Here is a 17,365-nt window from a genome sequence, read left to right on the forward strand (position 1 = left end):
GGAGGCGCCATTCTGTGCTCGCGGTAGCGGAAAAACTTTGCGTTAACGCAGTATGTAAGCAGTTTCACAAGGCGGAAGATAACGGCAAAACGTGACCGCCCGGCGGAATATCCTGCGCGTCATGGGTGACCTGAACAACGGGAATGTCCAGCCGACGCACTTCATCAAAGACCCACTGACGAAAGTCTGCCCGACGATCAGCATCAAGACGGCTGAACGGCTCATCCAGCAGCAACGCTTTAGGCTGCGCCAGCAGGGCGCGAAGCAGCGCAACCCGTGCGCGCTGACCACCGGATAGCGTGGCGGGATCGCGAGAAGACAATCCCGCCATGCCCGCACGGTCAAGCGCGTGCTGAACCGCATCCTGCCGCGCTGTGCCTTTCAGAATGGCAGGAAGCGCTAATAGCAGGTTTTGTCCCACCGTAAAGTGATCAAACAGCAAAGCATCCTGAAATAAAATACCGATCTGCCGACGGGCGGTGGGGAGCGCATCCAGACGCTGCTCACCCAGCCACAGTTCACCGCGGACATGCAGCGGTGGCGTCAGCGCACCCACCATCCAGGCCAGCAGCGAAGACTTGCCGCAGCCGGAGGGACCCATTAATGTGACAATGTCACCTTTTGCCACTTCGAAGGTTAACGGGCCAAACAGCGGGGTCTGGTGGAGAAACAGGGAAAGATGGCGAACGGTGAGCATTAGCGCAATCCTTGTCGGCGGTGGCCGACCCATAACGAGAGTCCGGCCATTAGCGTAAACACGACCAGCGGTAACAGCAATTGCCAGAGCGCCTGCGCGGCCAGAATACCGGTACTGCCGCCGCTGCTGAGGGCCACCGCTTCCGTCGTCAGCGTCGGGAAACGGCCTGCGCCCAGCCACAGGGTCGGCATATACTGCGCGATGCTGACGGAGAAACCGACGGCCAGCGTCACGAGTACAGGACGCAAAATCTGCGGACATTTTACGCAGCAAAAGATTTTCATCGGTGACCAGCCCAGCGTCCGGGCAATCAGCAGCAGACGAGGGTCGATGCGTTGCCAGGCAGGTTTCAGGACAAACAACATCCACGGCACCACCCACAGCAGATGTCCCCAGATGAGCGAGGCAAACTGACCGTCCAGTTCAAGATGCAACGCCAGCGCGTATTGGCCCATCACCAGCGGCAGCGCCGGAAGAAGGATTGGCAGCCAGACCCAACGATGTCCGCGCTGCGGTCCCCATTCCAGCCATAGCAGCAAAATGACCAGTCCCAGCACGCTGGCGGCCACTCCGATTGTTACGCTGTGGGTTAACGCGTCGAGATTGAGCGTAGATTGCTGCGCCAGAAAGGCCAGTAATACCGTGCAGAGCACTCCCGTCGCGGGCAGCGACAATGACAGCGTTTTCCCCGTTAGGGGCGAAACGCGGTGTTGACGTACGCCACTGACGTCAGGAAGCGTGCGTCGCCAGCTACGCCAGAGCTGATAACCCGCGAGTGCAAAGAGGGCGAGCAGCGCCAGCAAGAGCAGGCTAGCCAGCGCGCCTTTGATCTGCTGTTCGCTGTCTCCCTGACTAAGCCATTGCCAGGAGAGGACCGCCAGCGTCGGCGGATTGCCGGGGCCGAGGATGATGGCAACATCCACCGCCGAAATCGTCCACGCCACCACGGCCAGCATTACGGCTCCCAGTGCGGGGGCGATAGTGGGTAAGATCAACCAGCAGAGCGTCTGCCGGCGGTTGTAGCCCAGCGAATCCAGGACGATGACCTGCTGAGCGAGGCGTTTCTCACTCAGTAAAATGGATAAAATCCACAGCACGAAAGCGCTCTCTTTCACGGCCAGCGTCACGCCCAGCCCGATGCCGTAGCGATCAATCGCAGGCGAGAGAAACGGCAGGGCGCGCCAGAGCAGTCCGCCTTCAGCGAAAAGCAGTAGCGCGGCGCTGGCAAACGCGACATGGGGAATCGCCAGCAACCACGGCAGGCGGGTACTCAACCATCGCCAGCGGATGCCGGGCCAGAGCGCCACCACGATTGTTAACGCAATAAACAGCGCGCCAGCGGCGGCGATGAATACCGACACCACGGTCGCCAGCAACGCCTGCGGTAACTGCGGATCGGTAAAAAGAGCCTGCCAGTTTGCCAGTGACAGCGCGGGCGCGATCAGCAACATACCGGCAGGCAGTATTGGCGCATAAATCGCCGCCATGCCCAGCCAGGCGAGAAACATTAGCGCGATCCGTAGCGGCGCAGCCATTCTTGCTCCAGTGCGTTAACCCAGGCCGCATGAGGTTCAGGCAGCACGGCGGGTAGCCCGTCCGGAATGCGTGCTTCCAGCGCGGCCTGCTGTGCGGCGGGCAGTTTTTTCGCATCCAGCACCGACGGATCGCCCCAGACTGTTGGATCGGCCTTACGCAGCTGTGCGTCAGGAGAGAGCAGGAAGTTGGCGACCAGTTTCGCTCCGGCGCTGGCGCGGGCGTTAACCGGAATGGCGACAAAATGCACGTTGCCAATCATCCCCGCGGTAAAACCAAAGCTGTAGCTGTGTTTTGGCAATTCACCGCGGGTGATCTTTTGCTGAGCGTGCGCCGGGTTAAAGGTCAACGACAGGCGCAATGTCCCGCTCTTAAGTAGCGCGTCCATCCGCGCCGGAGATGGCGGGAAATCTTTCCCTTCTCGCCACAGACTCGGATGCAGCGCGTCGAGATAGCGCCACAGCGGCGCGGTTACATCGGCAAAGGTGGCGGCGTCCGGCGCGACGGTGAGCGCGTGCGGATTGTCAGTCAGCGAGATTAATAACTGTTCCAGAAACGCCGTGCCGGTAAAGTCCGGCGGTCGCGGGTAACTGACGGTGCCTGGATGTGCCCGGGCAAATGCCAACAGCGCCTGCGGACTTTGAGGCGGCTGCGGCGTCACGTCGCGATCTGCAATAAACGTCAACTGCGCGCCTCCCCACGGAGACTCAGCCCCGTCAGTGGGAATTGAAAAATCTTCACGTACCGGTTTTTGCGTATCAACATAGCGCCAGTTGGGCAGCGTTTCCGCCCACTGGGTTTGCAGCAATCCAGCCTCTTTCAACGTGCGAAAATTTTCGCCGTTAACCCACAACAGATCGACAGAACCACCGGTCTTTCGCCCGGCGGCGGCTTCCGTCTGGATGCGCTTCACGGCATCAGCGGCATCGGCGAGACGCACGATTTTAAGATTGACCGCATAGTGGGTTTTCATCTCGCCACTGACCCAGTCAAGATACTGGTTTACGGCGCTGTCACCGCCCCAGGCGTTGAACCAGACGGTCTGGCCTCTGGCCTCATTCTGGATCTGCTGCCAGCGTTGTTCGGCGTGTCCCGGAGCGGCCAGCAACAGACTCGCGAGTAGTAATCCCCAGCGCATAATTACTCCTGAAAAAAATGTGTGACCAGCCAACGGGAGGCCAGTGGTAATAGCCCTAACAGAGCAAAAGCGGTCAGCATAGCGGGAGAAATAATGTCACGTATTGATGTTAACTGGCTTAACTGGCGTCCGGCATTCAGATAAACCACGGTGGCAGGCAGCATCCCCAACTGGCTGACCCACCAGTAGCGGCGCACGCCAACGGTGGTGAGACCTGCAAGCAGGTTGACGACAACAAATGGAAACAAGGGTATCAGGCGTAGCGCAAAAAGATAAAAGACGCCGTCCCGCGCCATCCCATGATTGACCGTGGCCATATGCCGGGAAAACCGCCGCGCTACCCAGTCACGCAGCAGGTAACGACTGGTGAGCATGGCGAGCGTGGCGCCCAGCGTTGAGGCAAAAGAGACCAGCAGCGTGCCTTGCCAGAGGCCAAACAGCGCGCCGCCAAGCAGCGTCAGCAGCGCCGCGCCAGGAATCGACAGCGCCGCGACGACGGTATAGAGCAGAAAATAGAGGCTTGCACTGAGAAAAGGGGACAGGCGTTGCCAGTCCGCCAACAGTGAATGTTCGCGCTTAAGCGTCTCCAGCGTGAGCAGGCCGGGGGGCAACACCCAGAGCACCCCGGCAAGACAGAGGATCAGTGCGCCCGCAAGCCCTATTTTTCTGGCGTTCACGGTTGAGCATCAGACCTTAAATTTCGCCCATACCGGCGCATGATCAGACGGTTTTTCCATGCTGCGAATTTCATAGTCGATACCGGTTTCCAGACAACGGTCCGCCAGCGGCTGGCTTGCCAGCAGCAAATCGATACGCAGACCGCGGTTATCATCAAACCCTTTCGAACGGTAATCAAACCACGAGAATTTGTCGGTGGTTTCCGGGTGTGCGTGGCGGAAGGTGTCAACCAGGCCCCAGTTCAGCAGGCGGTCCATCCATTCACGCTCTTCCGGCAGGAACGAACATTTGCCAGTGCGCAGCCAGCGCTTGCGGTTCTCTTCGCCAATGCCGATATCCCGATCGGACGGACTGATATTCATATCCCCCATGATCAGCACCGGATTGTCGCGCTTCAGTTGGTTGTCGAGATAGTTTTGTAAGTTCTGATAAAACTGCGCTTTGGCCGGGAATTTAATCGGATGGTCGCGGCTTTCACCCTGCGGGAAGTAGCCGTTGATTACCGTCAGGTTGCCCAGCGGAGAGGGGATTTCCGCCATGATGATGCGGCGCTGCGCCTCTTCGCCATCATCGGGAAAACCCCGGCGCACGGCGATGGGGGGCTCTTTGGTCAGCAGCGCCACGCCATAGTGACCTTTTTGCCCGTGGTAGAAAACGTTGTAGCCGAGTTTTGCGACATCTTCGAGCGGGAACATGTCGTCGTGAACTTTTGTCTCCTGCAGGCCAATGACATCGGGTTGGTGTTTTTCGACAATGGCTGTCAGTTGATGTGGTCTGGCGCGCAGGCCGTTGATATTAAAAGAGACAAATTTCATAGTCGCTGCCATTTTACAGGATGAATAGTGCATGGATGGTAGCAGAATTTCCGCAAACTGACTGCCCATAATGGTGAGATTCCGGCAATGGGTGTGAATGGTGTTAACAATGGGGCAATGCTTGCCCTGTTTTAGGGCGGATTGCGTCAAAATGGCGCAGTAATTTCCTGTAAATTTCGTAGATGATCACATTTCCAGAATTATATCTGGACTGTGCATAATATTGCGGTTTTTCCTCTATTTATTCTTCTTTCACGCAAACATATTCACTTTCTATGCACATATAGTGAATATCGCTGGGCTATAACTCGTTGATTTTCCGTTCCACACAACCGTTTATGCATTTTTTCCACTGGCTGGCACGAAGACTGCAATCTACATTTACAGCGCAAACACTACTTTTTATTAACATATAAATAACTATTTATTTACCGATGAGGTCGCTATGTCTCAGTCAATTACGCGTGAAAATTTTGATGAATGGATGATGCCCGTTTATGCACCGGCGCCTTTTATTCCGGTCCGTGGCGAAGGTTCACGCTTGTGGGATCAGCAGGGTAAAGAGTATATCGACTTCGCGGGAGGCATTGCGGTCAATGCCCTGGGACACGCGCATCCGGAACTGCGTGAAGCGCTGAATGTGCAGGCGAGCAAATTCTGGCACACCGGCAACGGCTACACCAACGAGCCAGCGTTACGACTGGCGAAAAAGCTCATCGACGCCACCTTTGCCGATCGCATCTTCTTTTGCAACTCCGGGGCTGAGGCCAACGAGGCGGCGCTGAAACTGGCGCGCAAATATGCGCACGACCACTACGGCAGCAATAAGAGCGGCATTGTCGCGTTCAAGAACGCCTTTCACGGTCGTACGCTGTTCACGGTCAGCGCCGGAGGACAACCGGCCTATTCGCAGGATTTCGCGCCGCTGCCGCCGGATATCCGCCACGCCGTCTACAACGACATTAACTCTGCCAGCACGCTGATTGACGATACCACCTGTGCGGTCATCGTCGAACCGGTGCAGGGGGAAGGGGGCGTTGTACCTGCAACCCAGGCCTTCCTGCAAGGGCTTCGCGAGCTGTGCGATCGACATAATGCGTTGCTGATTTTTGATGAAGTACAGACTGGCGTGGGGCGCACCGGCGAACTGTACGCTTACATGCACTATGGCGTGACGCCGGATCTGTTGACTACCGCCAAAGCGCTGGGCGGCGGGTTCCCGATTGGCGCGCTGTTGGCCAGTGAAAAATGTGCCAGCGTGATGACCGTCGGGACACACGGCACAACCTATGGCGGTAATCCGCTGGCGACTGCCGTTGCCGGGAAATTACTCGATATCATCAATACGCCTGCGATGCTGAACGGGGTGAAACAGCGCCATGACTGGTTTGTGGAGCGTCTGAACGCCATTAACCTGCACACCGGACTGTTCAGTGAAATCCGCGGTTTGGGACTGCTGATTGGCTGCGTGCTGAAGGATACGTTCGCCGGAAAAGCCAAACAGATTTCCCAGGAAGCGGCGAACGCGGGCGTAATGGTGCTGATTGCCGGGGGCAACGTGGTGCGTTTTGCACCGGCGTTGAACGTCACGCAGGAAGAGGTCGCCAGCGGGCTCGACCGTTTTGCGCTGGCCTGCGAACAGATTAAAGCCGGAGGTTCATCATGATGGTGATCCGTCCCATTGAACATGCTGATATTAGCGCGCTGATGCAACTGGCCAGTAAAACCGGCGGTGGGCTGACCTCATTACCCGCGAATGAAGCCACGTTGGCGGCGCGTATTGATCGTTCCCTGAAAACCTGGCGGGGCGAATTGCCGAAAAGTGAACAAGGCTATGTCTTTGTGCTGGAGGATCTGGAAACCGGCACTGTGGCGGGGATTTGCGCGATTGAAGTCGCCGTGGGGCTTAACGACCCCTGGTATAACTATCGTGTAGGGACGCTGGTGCATGCTTCAAAAGAGCTGAACGTTTATAACGCGCTGCCGACGCTGTTTCTCAGTAACGATCACACCGGCAGCAGTGAGCTGTGCACGCTGTTCCTCGATCCCGACTGGCGCAAAGAGGGCAACGGCTATTTGCTGTCGAAATCGCGCTTCATGTTTATGGCCGCGTTTCGCGACCGTTTTAATGAAAAAGTGGTCGCGGAAATGCGCGGCGTGATCGACGAGCACGGCTATTCCCCGTTCTGGCAAAGCCTGGGGAAACGCTTTTTCTCGATGGAGTTTACGCGAGCTGATTTTCTCTGCGGTACCGGGCAGAAAGCGTTTATCGCCGAACTGATGCCCAAGCATCCGATTTATACCCACTTCCTCTCTGACGAGGCGCAGGCAGTCATTGGCGAAGTGCACCCGCAAACCGCTCCGGCGCGCGCGGTGCTGGAGAAAGAAGGGTTTCGCTATCGTAACTACATCGACATTTTCGACGGCGGCCCGACGCTGGAGTGTGATATCGACCGGGTGCGGGCGATCCGCAAAAGTCGGCTGATAGAGGTCGTCGAAGGGCAGCCCGCAACCGGTGATTTCCCGGCCTGCCTGGTGGCGAATGAAAACTACCATCACTTCCGCGTCATGTTGGTGCGCGCCGATCCTCATACAGAGAGGCTGGTGCTGACCGCCGCGCAGCTGGATGCCCTGAAATGTCACGCAGGCGATCGGGTTCGTTTTGTCCGTCTCTGCGCAGAGGAGAAAACGGTATGACTTTATGGATTAACGGTGACTGGGTGACCGGTCAGGGTGAACGTCGGGTGAAGAAGGATCCTGTACAGGGCAACGTGCTCTGGGAAGGTCACGATGCCGATGCCGCGCAGGTGATGCAGGCGGCTCGTGCTGCCCGCACCGCGTTTCCGGCCTGGGCCAGACGCCCCTTCAGCGAGCGGCAGGCGATTGCGGAAAAATTCGCCGGGTTGCTGGAGAGCAATAAAGCGGATCTGACCGCCATTATCGCCCGTGAAACCGGCAAGCCACGCTGGGAAGCGGCGACGGAAGTGACGGCGATGATCAACAAAATCGCGATTTCCATCAAGGCCTATCACGCCCGCACCGGCGAGCATCAGAGTGAGTTGCCCGACGGCGCGGCGACGCTTCGTCACCGCCCGCATGGCGTGCTGGCTGTATTTGGCCCTTATAACTTTCCGGGACATCTGCCGAACGGACACATTGTGCCGGCACTGCTGGCGGGTAACACCATCCTCTTTAAGCCCAGCGAACTGACGCCGTGGACCGGAGAAGCGGTGATGCGGCTCTGGGAACAGGCCGGTCTACCGAATGGCGTGCTGAATCTGTTGCAGGGCGGTCGGGAAACAGGACAGGCGCTGAGCGCGCTGGATGCTCTCGACGGACTGCTGTTTACCGGCAGTGCGAATACGGGCTATCAACTGCATCGCCAGCTTGCCGGACAACCGGAAAAAATCCTTGCTCTCGAAATGGGCGGCAACAACCCGCTGATTATTGAGGATCCAGAGGATATCGATGCGGCGGTGCACCTGACTATTCAGTCCGCGTTTGTGACGGCGGGACAGCGCTGTACCTGCGCACGTCGCCTGCTGGTAAAAAAAGGCGCGCAGGGTGACGCATTTCTCGCCCGGCTGGTGGCCGTCAGCCAGCGTATCCAGCCAGGTCGCTGGGACGATGAGCCACAGCCGTTTATCGGCGGTCTGATCACCGAACAGGCGGCGCGTCATGTGTTTGATGCCTGGCAACAGCTTGAATCTCTCGGCGGACAGACGCTGCTGGCGCCGCGTTTGTTACAGGCCGGTACCTCACTGCTGTCACCTGGCATTATTGAGCTGACGGGCGTGGCAAATCTGCCCGATGAAGAGGTCTTCGGTCCGCTGCTTGGCGTCTGGCGCTATGAGCGTTTCGACGAGGCGATCGCGATGGCCAATAACACCCGCTTTGGTTTGTCATGTGGACTGGTTTCGCCCGATCGTGCGCAGTTCGACCAGTTACTGTTGGAAGCACGCGCGGGGATCGTCAACTGGAACAAGCCGCTCACCGGCGCTGCCAGCACCGCGCCGTTTGGTGGCGTAGGCGCTTCCGGAAACCATCGCGCCAGCGCGTGGTATGCCGCCGATTATTGCGCCTGGCCGATGGCCAGTCTGGAATCCCCGGCGCTGACGTTGCCAGCCACGCTGAGCCCCGGCCTCGATTTTTCGCGTGAGGAGTCCGTATGAAAGCACGTGAGGTCAATTTCGATGGGCTGGTAGGGCTGACGCATCATTATGCCGGGCTGTCGTTCGGCAACGAGGCGTCCACCCGGCATCGTCATCAGGTTTCAAATCCCCGTCTGGCGGCGAAACAGGGACTGCTTAAAATGAAGGCGCTGGCGGATGCGGGATATCCGCAGGCGGTGATCCCGCCGCACGAACGGCCGTTTATTCCTGCATTACGCCAGTTGGGATTTAGCGGTAGCGATGAGCAGGTGATTGAGAAAGTGGTGCGTCAGGCGCCGCACTGGCTCTCCAGCGTCAGCTCCGCATCGCCGATGTGGGTAGCCAACGCGGCGACGGTGGCGCCGTCGGCGGATACGCTGGATGGCAAAGTGCACCTGACGGTCGCGAACCTCAATAATAAATTCCACCGTTCACTCGAGGCGCCCACCACGGAGGCGTTGCTGCGGGCGATCTTCCGCGATGAACGTTATTTCGCCGTGCATTCCGCGCTGCCGCAGGTGGCGATGCTCGGCGATGAAGGGGCGGCTAACCATAATCGCCTCGGCGGGGAGTATGGTGAGCCGGGAACGCAGCTGTTTGTCTACGGGCGTGAAGAGGGCAGCAATACGCGACCTTCCCGCTATCCGGCGCGTCAAACCCGTGAAGCCAGCGAGGCGGTAGCTCGCCTGAATCAGGTGAATCCACAGCAGTGTATTTTTGCTCAGCAGCATCCGGAGGTCATCGACCTTGGTGTGTTTCATAACGATGTAATTGCGGTCGCGAACCGGGAGGTGCTGTTCTGTCATGAACAGTCCTTTGCGAGACAACATGAGGTTATGAATCAACTGCGCGCCCGGGTGCCCGGCTTTACCCCTGTTGTGGTGCCAGCAGCTGACGTGTCGGTGCCGGATGCGGTCGCGACGTATCTGTTTAACAGTCAATTGTTGAGCCGCGATGACGGTTCGATGATGCTGGTCCTGCCACAGGAGTGCCGCGAACACGCGGGCGTATGGCGCTATCTGACGAACCTGCTGGAAGCCGATAACCCGATCCGCGACATGCGGGTGTTTGACCTGCGCGAGAGCATGTCAAACGGCGGTGGGCCAGCCTGCCTGCGGCTGCGAGTGGTGTTGACCGCAGAAGAATACCAGGCGGTCAATCCGGCGGTAATAATGAATGACGTTCTGTTTACGACGCTCAACGACTGGGTGGATCGCTACTATCGCGACCGCCTGACCGCCGCGGATCTCGCCGACCCGCAACTGCTGCGTGAAGGGCGCGAAGCGCTGGATTCACTGACTCAACTGTTGCAGCTTGGTTCTGTCTATCCGTTCCAGCAATCGGGAGGCGGGCATGGATGATTTCCTCGCCGCCACGCTGGCGGGAACGATGCCGGAGGTTCGGGAAGGCGAAGGCGCGGGATTTCGCTGGCATTGGGTTGACGCCGGTATTCTCGAACTCACCCCCGTCACGGTGACCGACCGTACGCTGGTGATCTCCGCCGGTATTCATGGCAACGAAACCGCGCCGGTGGAGATGCTCAATACGCTGCTGTTGGCGTTGTCTAAGGGGGAGATAACGCTACGCTGGCGGCTGTTGGTGATCCTCGGCAACCCACAGGCGCTGGCTGCCGGGAAGCGCTACTGCCACAGCGATATGAACCGGATGTTTGGCGGGCGCTGGCAACAGTGTGCCGAAAGCGGTGAGACGCAGCGCGCACGTCAACTGGAACAGTGTCTGGAAAATTTTTATGCGACGGGCACGGAGTCGGTGCGCTGGCATCTCGATTTACATACCGCCATCCGTGGTTCTTACCATTTGCGCTTCGGCGTGTTGCCACAGCGTCCCATCCCCTGGGATGAGACGTTTCTTGGCTGGCTGGGTGCCGCAGGACTGGAAGCGCTGGTGTTTCATCAAACGCCGGGAGGCACGTTTACCCACTTTAGTGCTCAACACTTCGGTGCGCTCGCCTGTACCCTGGAGCTTGGCAAAGCCTTGCCATTCGGTCACAACGATCTCCGCCAGTTTGCGCCGACGTCTGCCGCGCTGACCTGTTTACTGTCGGGGCAAATTGACCAGGCAGACGGCACTCCGCCAGTCCGCTATCGGGTGGCGTCGCAGATCACCCGACGCAGCGACGCATTTGTACTGCACATGGACAGCCAGACGCTCAACTTCACTCCCTTTACCGCCGGAACGCTGCTGGCGGAAGAGGGCGACGAGCGTTTTGTCGTCACTCATGACGTGGAATACGTTCTTTTTCCCAACCCTGGCGTGGCGCCGGGATTACGTGCGGGCCTGATGCTGGAGAAATTGCGCTAACCTGTTTCCCGCAGGCGAAGGCCTGTGGGTGTTAATTTATCGTGCGCCAGGAAATTAATCCGGACTATTCCTGGAGAGCTGCTTTATTTATCATCAGCGCTCAGGTATAGTTCTTCATATTCCCTGCAAAATCATGCTGTTGTCATTTTTTCTTTCAACTCTTCGCAATAATTTCTTTTTTTCTCCACAATTGGCGAAAAAATGTTTTTTACACTTTCATTGTTTTACTGATGCTCTGACTAATTGACGATTAAGCCGTTAAAGTTAATCTCGTCAACACGGCACTGTACTTCTTCATAAGTGACAAGAAAGCCGTAAAATAACTGAAAGGAAGGATAAAGATTATGCGTAAATTAACTGCACTGTTTGTGGCTTCAACTCTGGCACTGGGCGCTGCGAACCTGGCTCACGCAGCGGATACCACCACCGCGGCACCGGCAGACGCCAAACCGATGATGCAGCATAAAGGTAAATTCGGCCCACATCATGACATGATGTTTAAAGACCTGAATCTGACCGATGCTCAGAAACAACAGATTCGCGACATCATGAAGGATAAGCGTGACCAGATGAAGCGTCCGCCGGTTGAAGAACGCCGCGCAATCCACGACATCATTGCCAGCGATACCTTCGATAAAGCGAAAGCAGAAGCGCAGATTACGAAGATGGAAGAACAGCGCAAAGCGAACATGCTGGCACACATGGAAACGCAGAATAAGATCTACAACATTCTGACCCCGGAACAGAAAAAACAGTTTAATGCCAATTTTGAGAAGCGTCTGACAGAACGTCCGGCGCGTGACGGTAAAATGCCTGTACCTGCTGAGTAATCGCTGAGCAGACTTATTCGAAGACCGCCGGTCTTGTCCATCCTCTCCACTGAGGCGATGGACAGGATCGGCGGTTTTTTCTTTTTCATACCCTATGGAAAATCATCATGGCTGCCGATAACGACGTTGTGCTTTATTATTCCGCATGATGTTTATCAGGAGCGATGATGGAATACTTTGATATCCGCAAGATGCCGGTCAGTCTCTGGCGCAACGGTGCTGGTGAAACGCGTGAAATTTGCTGTTTTCCTCCGGCGACCCGCGATTTTCACTGGCGTGCCAGCATTGCTTCTATCGCCGGTAATGGCGAGTTTTCGCTCTTTCCTGGTATCGAGCGGGTGATTACCCTGCTGGAAGGCAGCGAAGTGACGCTGGAAAGTCAGGGCGCCTTCAGCCATACCCTTAAGCAGCACCAGCCGTTTACCTTTGCCGGCGAGCGTGTGGTGAAGGCCAGACTGACGGAAGGGCAGATGTCGATGGATTTTAATATCATGACCCGGCGTGACTCCTGCCAGGCGAAAGTGCGGGTGGCCGACCGAACCTTTACCACGTTTGGCTCACGCGGCGGCGTGGTGTTTGTTATTAGCGGAGCCTGGCAACTGGGCGATAAACTCCTGACTGCCGATCAGGGCGCCTGCTGGCACGACGGAAAACATACGCTACGGCTGTTGAAAGCAGAAGGGAAACTGTTATTCAGCGAGATCACCTGGCTGCAGGGGTATTCCCCGGATTCAGTTCAATAATTTCACAGGTTCCGGCAACGAGCGGCTTACAGAGAATCTTGTAACCGTCATGATCAAAACCGGCTGGCGTCTGGACCAGCGTCGCCGCATCCTCCAGCGTATCGACCGCTCCCAGCCACAGCCAGTTGTTAATGACGTGATACTGGGTCATTTGCGCACGACTCTCTTTGAGCGCAATGGCGTTTTTCCACGGCCAGCAGATAACGCGCAGTTTTTCCAGCGATGCCTGCAAACGGGCGTCGTGCTCCTGTGGCGATTCTTTATTACAGCAGACGCCAGCGCAGCGTTTTAGCGCAGCGCGAAAGCAGGCTCGGCCACGGCTCAGGGGTTCAAGACCCAGTCGCCCGTAACACAATTTTTGTTCGTCAGCGAGTGACTGTAAGGCGGCAAGCGCGGCGCGGCGGTTGGCAAAAAGACCGAACAGATCCGGAGCGTGGGAGAAATCAACGTCACGCGAATAGACGACATCCACTTTTCCATCCCGGAGCGTTAATGCGCAGAGTTGGCGGTTGCGGCGCAGGCGTTTATTAAATAGCGGCTGTTGCTCTTTAATCAGCCGTGCCTCGAGTAATAGCGCGCCGATTTCACCGGCGGTACCGATCCAGGAGATACGCCTGGACTGGCGCAGCATGGCGGCTTCTTCTGGCGTGCGTAAATGCGACAGTACCCGACTGCGGATATTGACACTTTTACCAATGTAAAGTGGCAGGGTGTCGCTTTCGCTGTGAAACAGGTAAACACCAGGCACGCTCGGGAGCGACTCCAGGAAAGGGCGCAGATGTTCAGGATATTCGTAAACTGCTGCTGCTTCAAACTCAAGACGAGGAACTGATTGACGCCGTGCCACGGTAAACTCCGGATGCTGGTTATGCATCCAGTATAGCAGTGGTATTACGATGAAAAAAGAGAGGGCGTGAGCGACTGCGGCGCGAAAGCCGGATGGCGTTGCCATCCGGTCGGTTCATGCTTACTGTTTCCAGAAGTCATCAAACACGGTAATCGGCGGACGGCGTTTATGCTCTGTCTTCAGATACCAGCCTTCAATGATTTTCGCGATAGCGGCATCCACCGCTTTTCCTTCCAGATAGTCATCAATATTCTCATAGGTCACGCCCAGCGCGGCTTCATCCGGCAGAGAAGGGCGATCGTCTTCGAGATCGGCGGTGGGTGTTTTCTTATAAAGGTGCTCCGGGCAACCTAATGCCGCCAGTAGTTGTTTCCCCTGGCGCTTGTTGAGGCGAAACAGCGGGTTAATATCCGTACCGCCGTCTCCGTATTTGGTGAAGAAACCGGTAATGGCTTCCGCCGCATGATCGGTACCCACCACCACGCCGCTGGTCATGCCCGCGATACTGTACTGTGCTTTCATGCGCTCACGGGCTTTTTCATTGCCACGAACGAAATCGCTCAGTTCAATACCGGCTTCACGCAAAGCCTGTTCGCTCGCCAGTACCGCACCTTTGATATTGACGGTCAGCACGCGGTCCGGCTGGATAAAGTCGATGGCGTCCTGACAATCCTGCTCATCAGCCTGAACGCCATAAGGCAGGCGAACGGCGATAAACTGCAGTGCGTCGTTACCGGTCTCAGCACGCAACTCGCTAATGGCGGTCTGGCAAAGTTTGCCTGCCAGCGTCGAGTCTTGTCCTCCGCTGATACCCAGCACCAGACTTTTCAGGAAGGGATAACGTTGCAGATATGCCTTCAGGAAATCCACGCTGCGGCGAATTTCCTCTTCTGGATTAATGTGCGGTTTTGCACCAAGCGCTTTGATGATCTCGTGTTGCAGAGTCATTTACCCCCTCCCCAATGTATAAAGAATAAAATCAGACTGTGTTAAAGCTAACCCTTTGCTGTGAAAACGACAAGTGAACGCAGGCTGAGTGGCGCTTAAAACGACATCCTGCCGTCTGAACGGAATCTGGCAAAATATTCGCGTGCTAAGCGTTAGCTTGAAAAATGTCAAAATGTATTCCAGGCTTATATAACACGCTGATAAACAAGAGGACGGAAAATGAACAGGACTATTGCAGGAATTTTCAGTGCAGCAGCTGTATTAACGATGCTGGCAGGGTGTACGGCGTACGACCGTACCAAAGACCAATTTGTCCAGCCTGTGGTCAAAGATGTGAAAAAAGGCATGAGCCGCGCGAAGGTTGCACAGATTGCCGGAAAACCGTCGTCTGAGGTGAGCATGATCCATGCTCGCGGTACCTGCCAGACCTACATCCTGGGTCAACGTGATGGTAAAGCAGAGACCTATTTCGTGGCGCTGGATGATACCGGTCATGTGATCAACTCAGGCTACCAGAGCTGCGCTGAATACGATACCGACCCGCAGGCAGCGAAGTCACAATAACTGTCTACTGCCTGTACAACTCAACGAACCGGCCCCTGGCCGGTTTTTTTGTAACGAAGATGATCTTATTTATTGATGCGAATTATTTACCCGAAGTGTGAAGGGGGTCATAACGCCAGGTCAATGAGAGACAATTTAGTTGGTCAAGGAAATACCATCAGCAGGTGCGATGCCGTATACTCATTTCAGACACAGAAATAAGTTTTCGGTTACGCAGGTTATCCAGAGCATAGAAGCAGGTAGAGACTTGCGGCGTGGCTGGTTGACAGATAATCGCACATGAGGAAGGTCTGAATGGAAAAGAAACACATTTATCTGTTTTGCTCTGCGGGTATGTCTACCTCTTTGTTAGTGTCAAAGATGCGCGCGCAGGCGGAAAAGTATGAAGTTCCGGTTATTATTGAAGCATTCCCGGAAACCCTTGCCGGAGAAAAAGGACCCAATGCTGACGTTGTATTATTAGGTCCACAAATTGGTTATATGTTGCCCGAAATTCAGCGTTTGTTACCGAACAAACCTGTAGAAGTGATTGACTCGCTGCTGTATGGCAAAGTCGATGGTTTAGGCGTGCTTAAGGCTGCAGTTGCAGCAATTAAAAAAGCCGCTGCAAATTAATATTTTAAATTTTCCCGTCAAAGAGTTATTTCATTTACATATACCGCAATAATTAATTGCGGTTTTTAAGGGTATTTTTCTATGAGTAACGTCATTGCTTCACTTGAAAAGGTACTCCTTCCTTTTGCTGTCAAAATAGGAAAGCAGCCACACGTTAATGCAATCAAAAACGGTTTTATTCGTTTAATGCCATTAACCCTCGCGGGGGCTATGTTTGTATTAATCAATAACGTTTTCCTGAGCTTTGGGGAGGGGTCGTTTTTTTATTCCCTCGGTATTCGGCTGGATGCGTCAACCATTGAAAATCTCAATAGTCTGAAGGGCATCGGCGGAAACGTCTATAACGGTACGTTGGGTATTATGTCACTGATGGCGCCATTCTTTATCGGTATGGCGCTGGCGGAAGAGCGCAAAGTCGACGCCCTGGCGGCCGGCCTGTTATCGGTCGCGGCCTTTATGACCGTCACGCCTTATAGCGTGGGTGAAGCCTATGCGGTTGGGGCGAACTGGTTGGGCGGCGCGAATATCATTTCCGGTATTATTATCGGTCTGGTGGTCGCCGAAATGTTTACCTTTATTATCCATCGCAACTGGGTCATTAAATTACCTGATAGCGTACCGGCATCTGTTTCTCGTTCATTCTCAGCATTGATTCCAGGCTTTATTATCCTCTCTATTATGGGGATCATCGCCTGGGCGCTGACGACCTGGGGAACAAACTTCCACCAGATCATTATGGACACCATCTCGACACCGCTGGCTTCGCTGGGCAGTGTGGTTGGCTGGGCGTATGTACTCTTTGTTCCGCTGCTGTGGTTCTTCGGTATCCACGGCTCCCTGGCGCTGACGGCGCTCGACAGCGGTATCATGACCCCATGGGCGCTGGAAAACATCGCTATCTATCAGCAGTACGGTTCAGTGGATGCCGCGCTGGCTGCCGGTAAGACGTTCCACGTCTGGGCGAAGCCGATGCTTGACTCCTTTATCTTCCTCGGCGGTAGTGGTGCAACGCTGGGTCTGATCCTGGCTATCTTTATCGCCTCTCGCCGCGCGGATTACCGTCAGGTGGCGAAACTGGCTCTGCCCTCAGGTATCTTCCAGATTAACGAACCGATTCTGTTTGGTCTGCCGATCATCATGAATCCGGTGATGTTCATCCCGTTCATTCTGGTTCAGCCGATTCTGGCCGCGATCACGCTGGTAGCGTATTACCTGGGGATCATCCCACCAATTACGAACATCGCACCGTGGACCATGCCAACCGGGCTGGGGGCGTTCTTTAACACCAACGGGAGCGTTGCGGCTCTGCTGGTCGCCTTGTTCAACTTAGGGATTGCGACGCTGATTTACCTGCCGTTCGTGGTGGTTGCGAACAAAGCGCAAAACGCAATCGACAAAGAAGAGAGCGAAGAAGATATCGCTAACGCACTGAAATTCTAAGTTTAACCCGGCATGTGGCAACGCATGCCGGGCCGTCAAAGAGG

General features: G+C 55.8%; 17 protein-coding genes. 10 read left to right on the forward strand and 7 right to left on the reverse strand.

Translation table 11 applies throughout. The features are described from left to right. Nucleotides 1-64 precede the first annotated feature (64 nt). The 5 genes from HVX64_RS10590 to xthA are packed head-to-tail and all read right to left on the reverse strand — an operon-like array spanning nt 65 to nt 4,861. On the reverse strand, nt 65-697 hold the full coding sequence (locus tag HVX64_RS10590; RefSeq protein ID WP_044254846.1) for an ATP-binding cassette domain-containing protein: 633 nt from the start codon (nt 695-697) through the stop codon (nt 65-67). Next, nucleotides 697-2,232 carry an ABC transporter permease subunit gene (locus HVX64_RS10595; RefSeq protein WP_181825403.1) on the reverse strand — a complete coding sequence of 512 codons (1,536 nt, stop codon included), beginning with the start codon at nt 2,230-2,232 and terminating at the stop codon, nt 697-699. The genes HVX64_RS10590 and HVX64_RS10595 overlap by 1 nt, the downstream gene beginning before the upstream one ends. Further along, nucleotides 2,205-3,368 carry an ABC transporter substrate-binding protein gene (locus HVX64_RS10600; RefSeq protein ID WP_044254841.1) on the reverse strand — a complete coding sequence of 388 codons (1,164 nt, stop codon included), beginning with the start codon at nt 3,366-3,368 and terminating at the stop codon, nt 2,205-2,207. The genes HVX64_RS10595 and HVX64_RS10600 overlap by 28 nt, the downstream gene beginning before the upstream one ends. Nucleotides 3,369-3,370: 2 nt before the next feature. After that, nucleotides 3,371-4,030: a VTT domain-containing protein gene (locus tag HVX64_RS10605; RefSeq protein WP_224267593.1), complete on the reverse strand. Its 660-nt coding sequence runs from the start codon at nt 4,028-4,030 to the stop codon at nt 3,371-3,373. A 24-nt stretch (nt 4,031-4,054) separates the two neighbouring features. After that, nucleotides 4,055-4,861 carry an exodeoxyribonuclease III gene (xthA, locus tag HVX64_RS10610; protein WP_044254946.1) on the reverse strand — a complete coding sequence of 269 codons (807 nt, stop codon included), beginning with the start codon at nt 4,859-4,861 and terminating at the stop codon, nt 4,055-4,057. 445 nt (nt 4,862-5,306) lie between these two features. On the opposite strand from xthA, the gene HVX64_RS10615 reads away from it, so the two are divergent. The 7 genes from HVX64_RS10615 to ves all read left to right on the forward strand — a co-directional run bounded on the left by HVX64_RS10615 (nt 5,307) and on the right by ves (nt 12,907). After that, complete coding sequence (locus HVX64_RS10615) at nt 5,307-6,527, forward strand: aspartate aminotransferase family protein (RefSeq protein WP_044254835.1); 1,221 nt, start codon at nt 5,307-5,309, stop codon at nt 6,525-6,527. Continuing rightward, on the forward strand, nt 6,524-7,558 hold the full coding sequence (gene astA / locus HVX64_RS10620; RefSeq protein WP_043000900.1) for an arginine N-succinyltransferase: 1,035 nt from the start codon (nt 6,524-6,526) through the stop codon (nt 7,556-7,558). The genes HVX64_RS10615 and astA overlap by 4 nt, the downstream gene beginning before the upstream one ends. Beyond that, entirely contained in the window at nt 7,555-9,033 is a 1,479-nt protein-coding gene (gene astD / locus HVX64_RS10625) for a succinylglutamate-semialdehyde dehydrogenase (RefSeq protein ID WP_043000899.1), read from the forward strand. Before astA ends, astD begins: the two co-directional genes overlap by 4 nt. Further along, nucleotides 9,030-10,373, forward strand: coding sequence for an N-succinylarginine dihydrolase (gene astB / locus HVX64_RS10630; RefSeq protein ID WP_044254832.1), 1,344 nt, complete (start codon nt 9,030-9,032; stop codon nt 10,371-10,373). The genes astD and astB overlap by 4 nt, the downstream gene beginning before the upstream one ends. Then, on the forward strand, nt 10,366-11,334 hold the full coding sequence (gene astE / locus HVX64_RS10635; RefSeq protein WP_044254829.1) for a succinylglutamate desuccinylase: 969 nt from the start codon (nt 10,366-10,368) through the stop codon (nt 11,332-11,334). Before astB ends, astE begins: the two co-directional genes overlap by 8 nt. Nucleotides 11,335-11,678: 344 nt before the next feature. Then, complete coding sequence (gene spy / locus HVX64_RS10640) at nt 11,679-12,164, forward strand: ATP-independent periplasmic protein-refolding chaperone Spy (protein WP_044254826.1); 486 nt, start codon at nt 11,679-11,681, stop codon at nt 12,162-12,164. A 167-nt stretch (nt 12,165-12,331) separates the two neighbouring features. After that, nucleotides 12,332-12,907, forward strand: coding sequence for an environmental stress-induced protein Ves (gene ves / locus HVX64_RS10645; protein WP_043000895.1), 576 nt, complete (start codon nt 12,332-12,334; stop codon nt 12,905-12,907). Here the strand turns inward: ves and cho are convergent. Continuing rightward, nucleotides 12,867-13,754, reverse strand: coding sequence for an excinuclease Cho (cho, locus tag HVX64_RS10650; protein ID WP_043001944.1), 888 nt, complete (start codon nt 13,752-13,754; stop codon nt 12,867-12,869). The genes ves and cho overlap by 41 nt on opposite strands. Nucleotides 13,755-13,874: 120 nt before the next feature. Further along, on the reverse strand, nt 13,875-14,702 hold the full coding sequence (nadE, locus tag HVX64_RS10655; protein ID WP_044254823.1) for an ammonia-dependent NAD(+) synthetase: 828 nt from the start codon (nt 14,700-14,702) through the stop codon (nt 13,875-13,877). A gap of 219 nt (nt 14,703-14,921) precedes the next feature. On the opposite strand from nadE, the gene osmE reads away from it, so the two are divergent. The 3 genes from osmE to chbC all read left to right on the forward strand — a co-directional run bounded on the left by osmE (nt 14,922) and on the right by chbC (nt 17,321). Then, nucleotides 14,922-15,266 carry an osmotically-inducible lipoprotein OsmE gene (gene osmE, locus HVX64_RS10660; protein WP_181825404.1) on the forward strand — a complete coding sequence of 115 codons (345 nt, stop codon included), beginning with the start codon at nt 14,922-14,924 and terminating at the stop codon, nt 15,264-15,266. Nucleotides 15,267-15,560: 294 nt separating this feature from the next. Next, entirely contained in the window at nt 15,561-15,881 is a 321-nt protein-coding gene (chbB, locus tag HVX64_RS10665) for a PTS N,N'-diacetylchitobiose transporter subunit IIB (protein WP_042319411.1), read from the forward strand. Nucleotides 15,882-15,962: 81 nt separating this feature from the next. Further along, the gene (gene chbC / locus HVX64_RS10670; protein ID WP_044254820.1) at nt 15,963-17,321 is read left to right on the forward strand and encodes a PTS N,N'-diacetylchitobiose transporter subunit IIC; all 1,359 of its coding nucleotides are present in this window, start codon (nt 15,963-15,965) and stop codon (nt 17,319-17,321) included. Nucleotides 17,322-17,365 lie beyond the last annotated feature (44 nt).

Source organism: Citrobacter sp. RHB20-C16 (genome assembly GCF_013890155.1).
Lineage (GTDB): Bacteria > Pseudomonadota > Gammaproteobacteria > Enterobacterales > Enterobacteriaceae > Citrobacter_A > Citrobacter_A amalonaticus.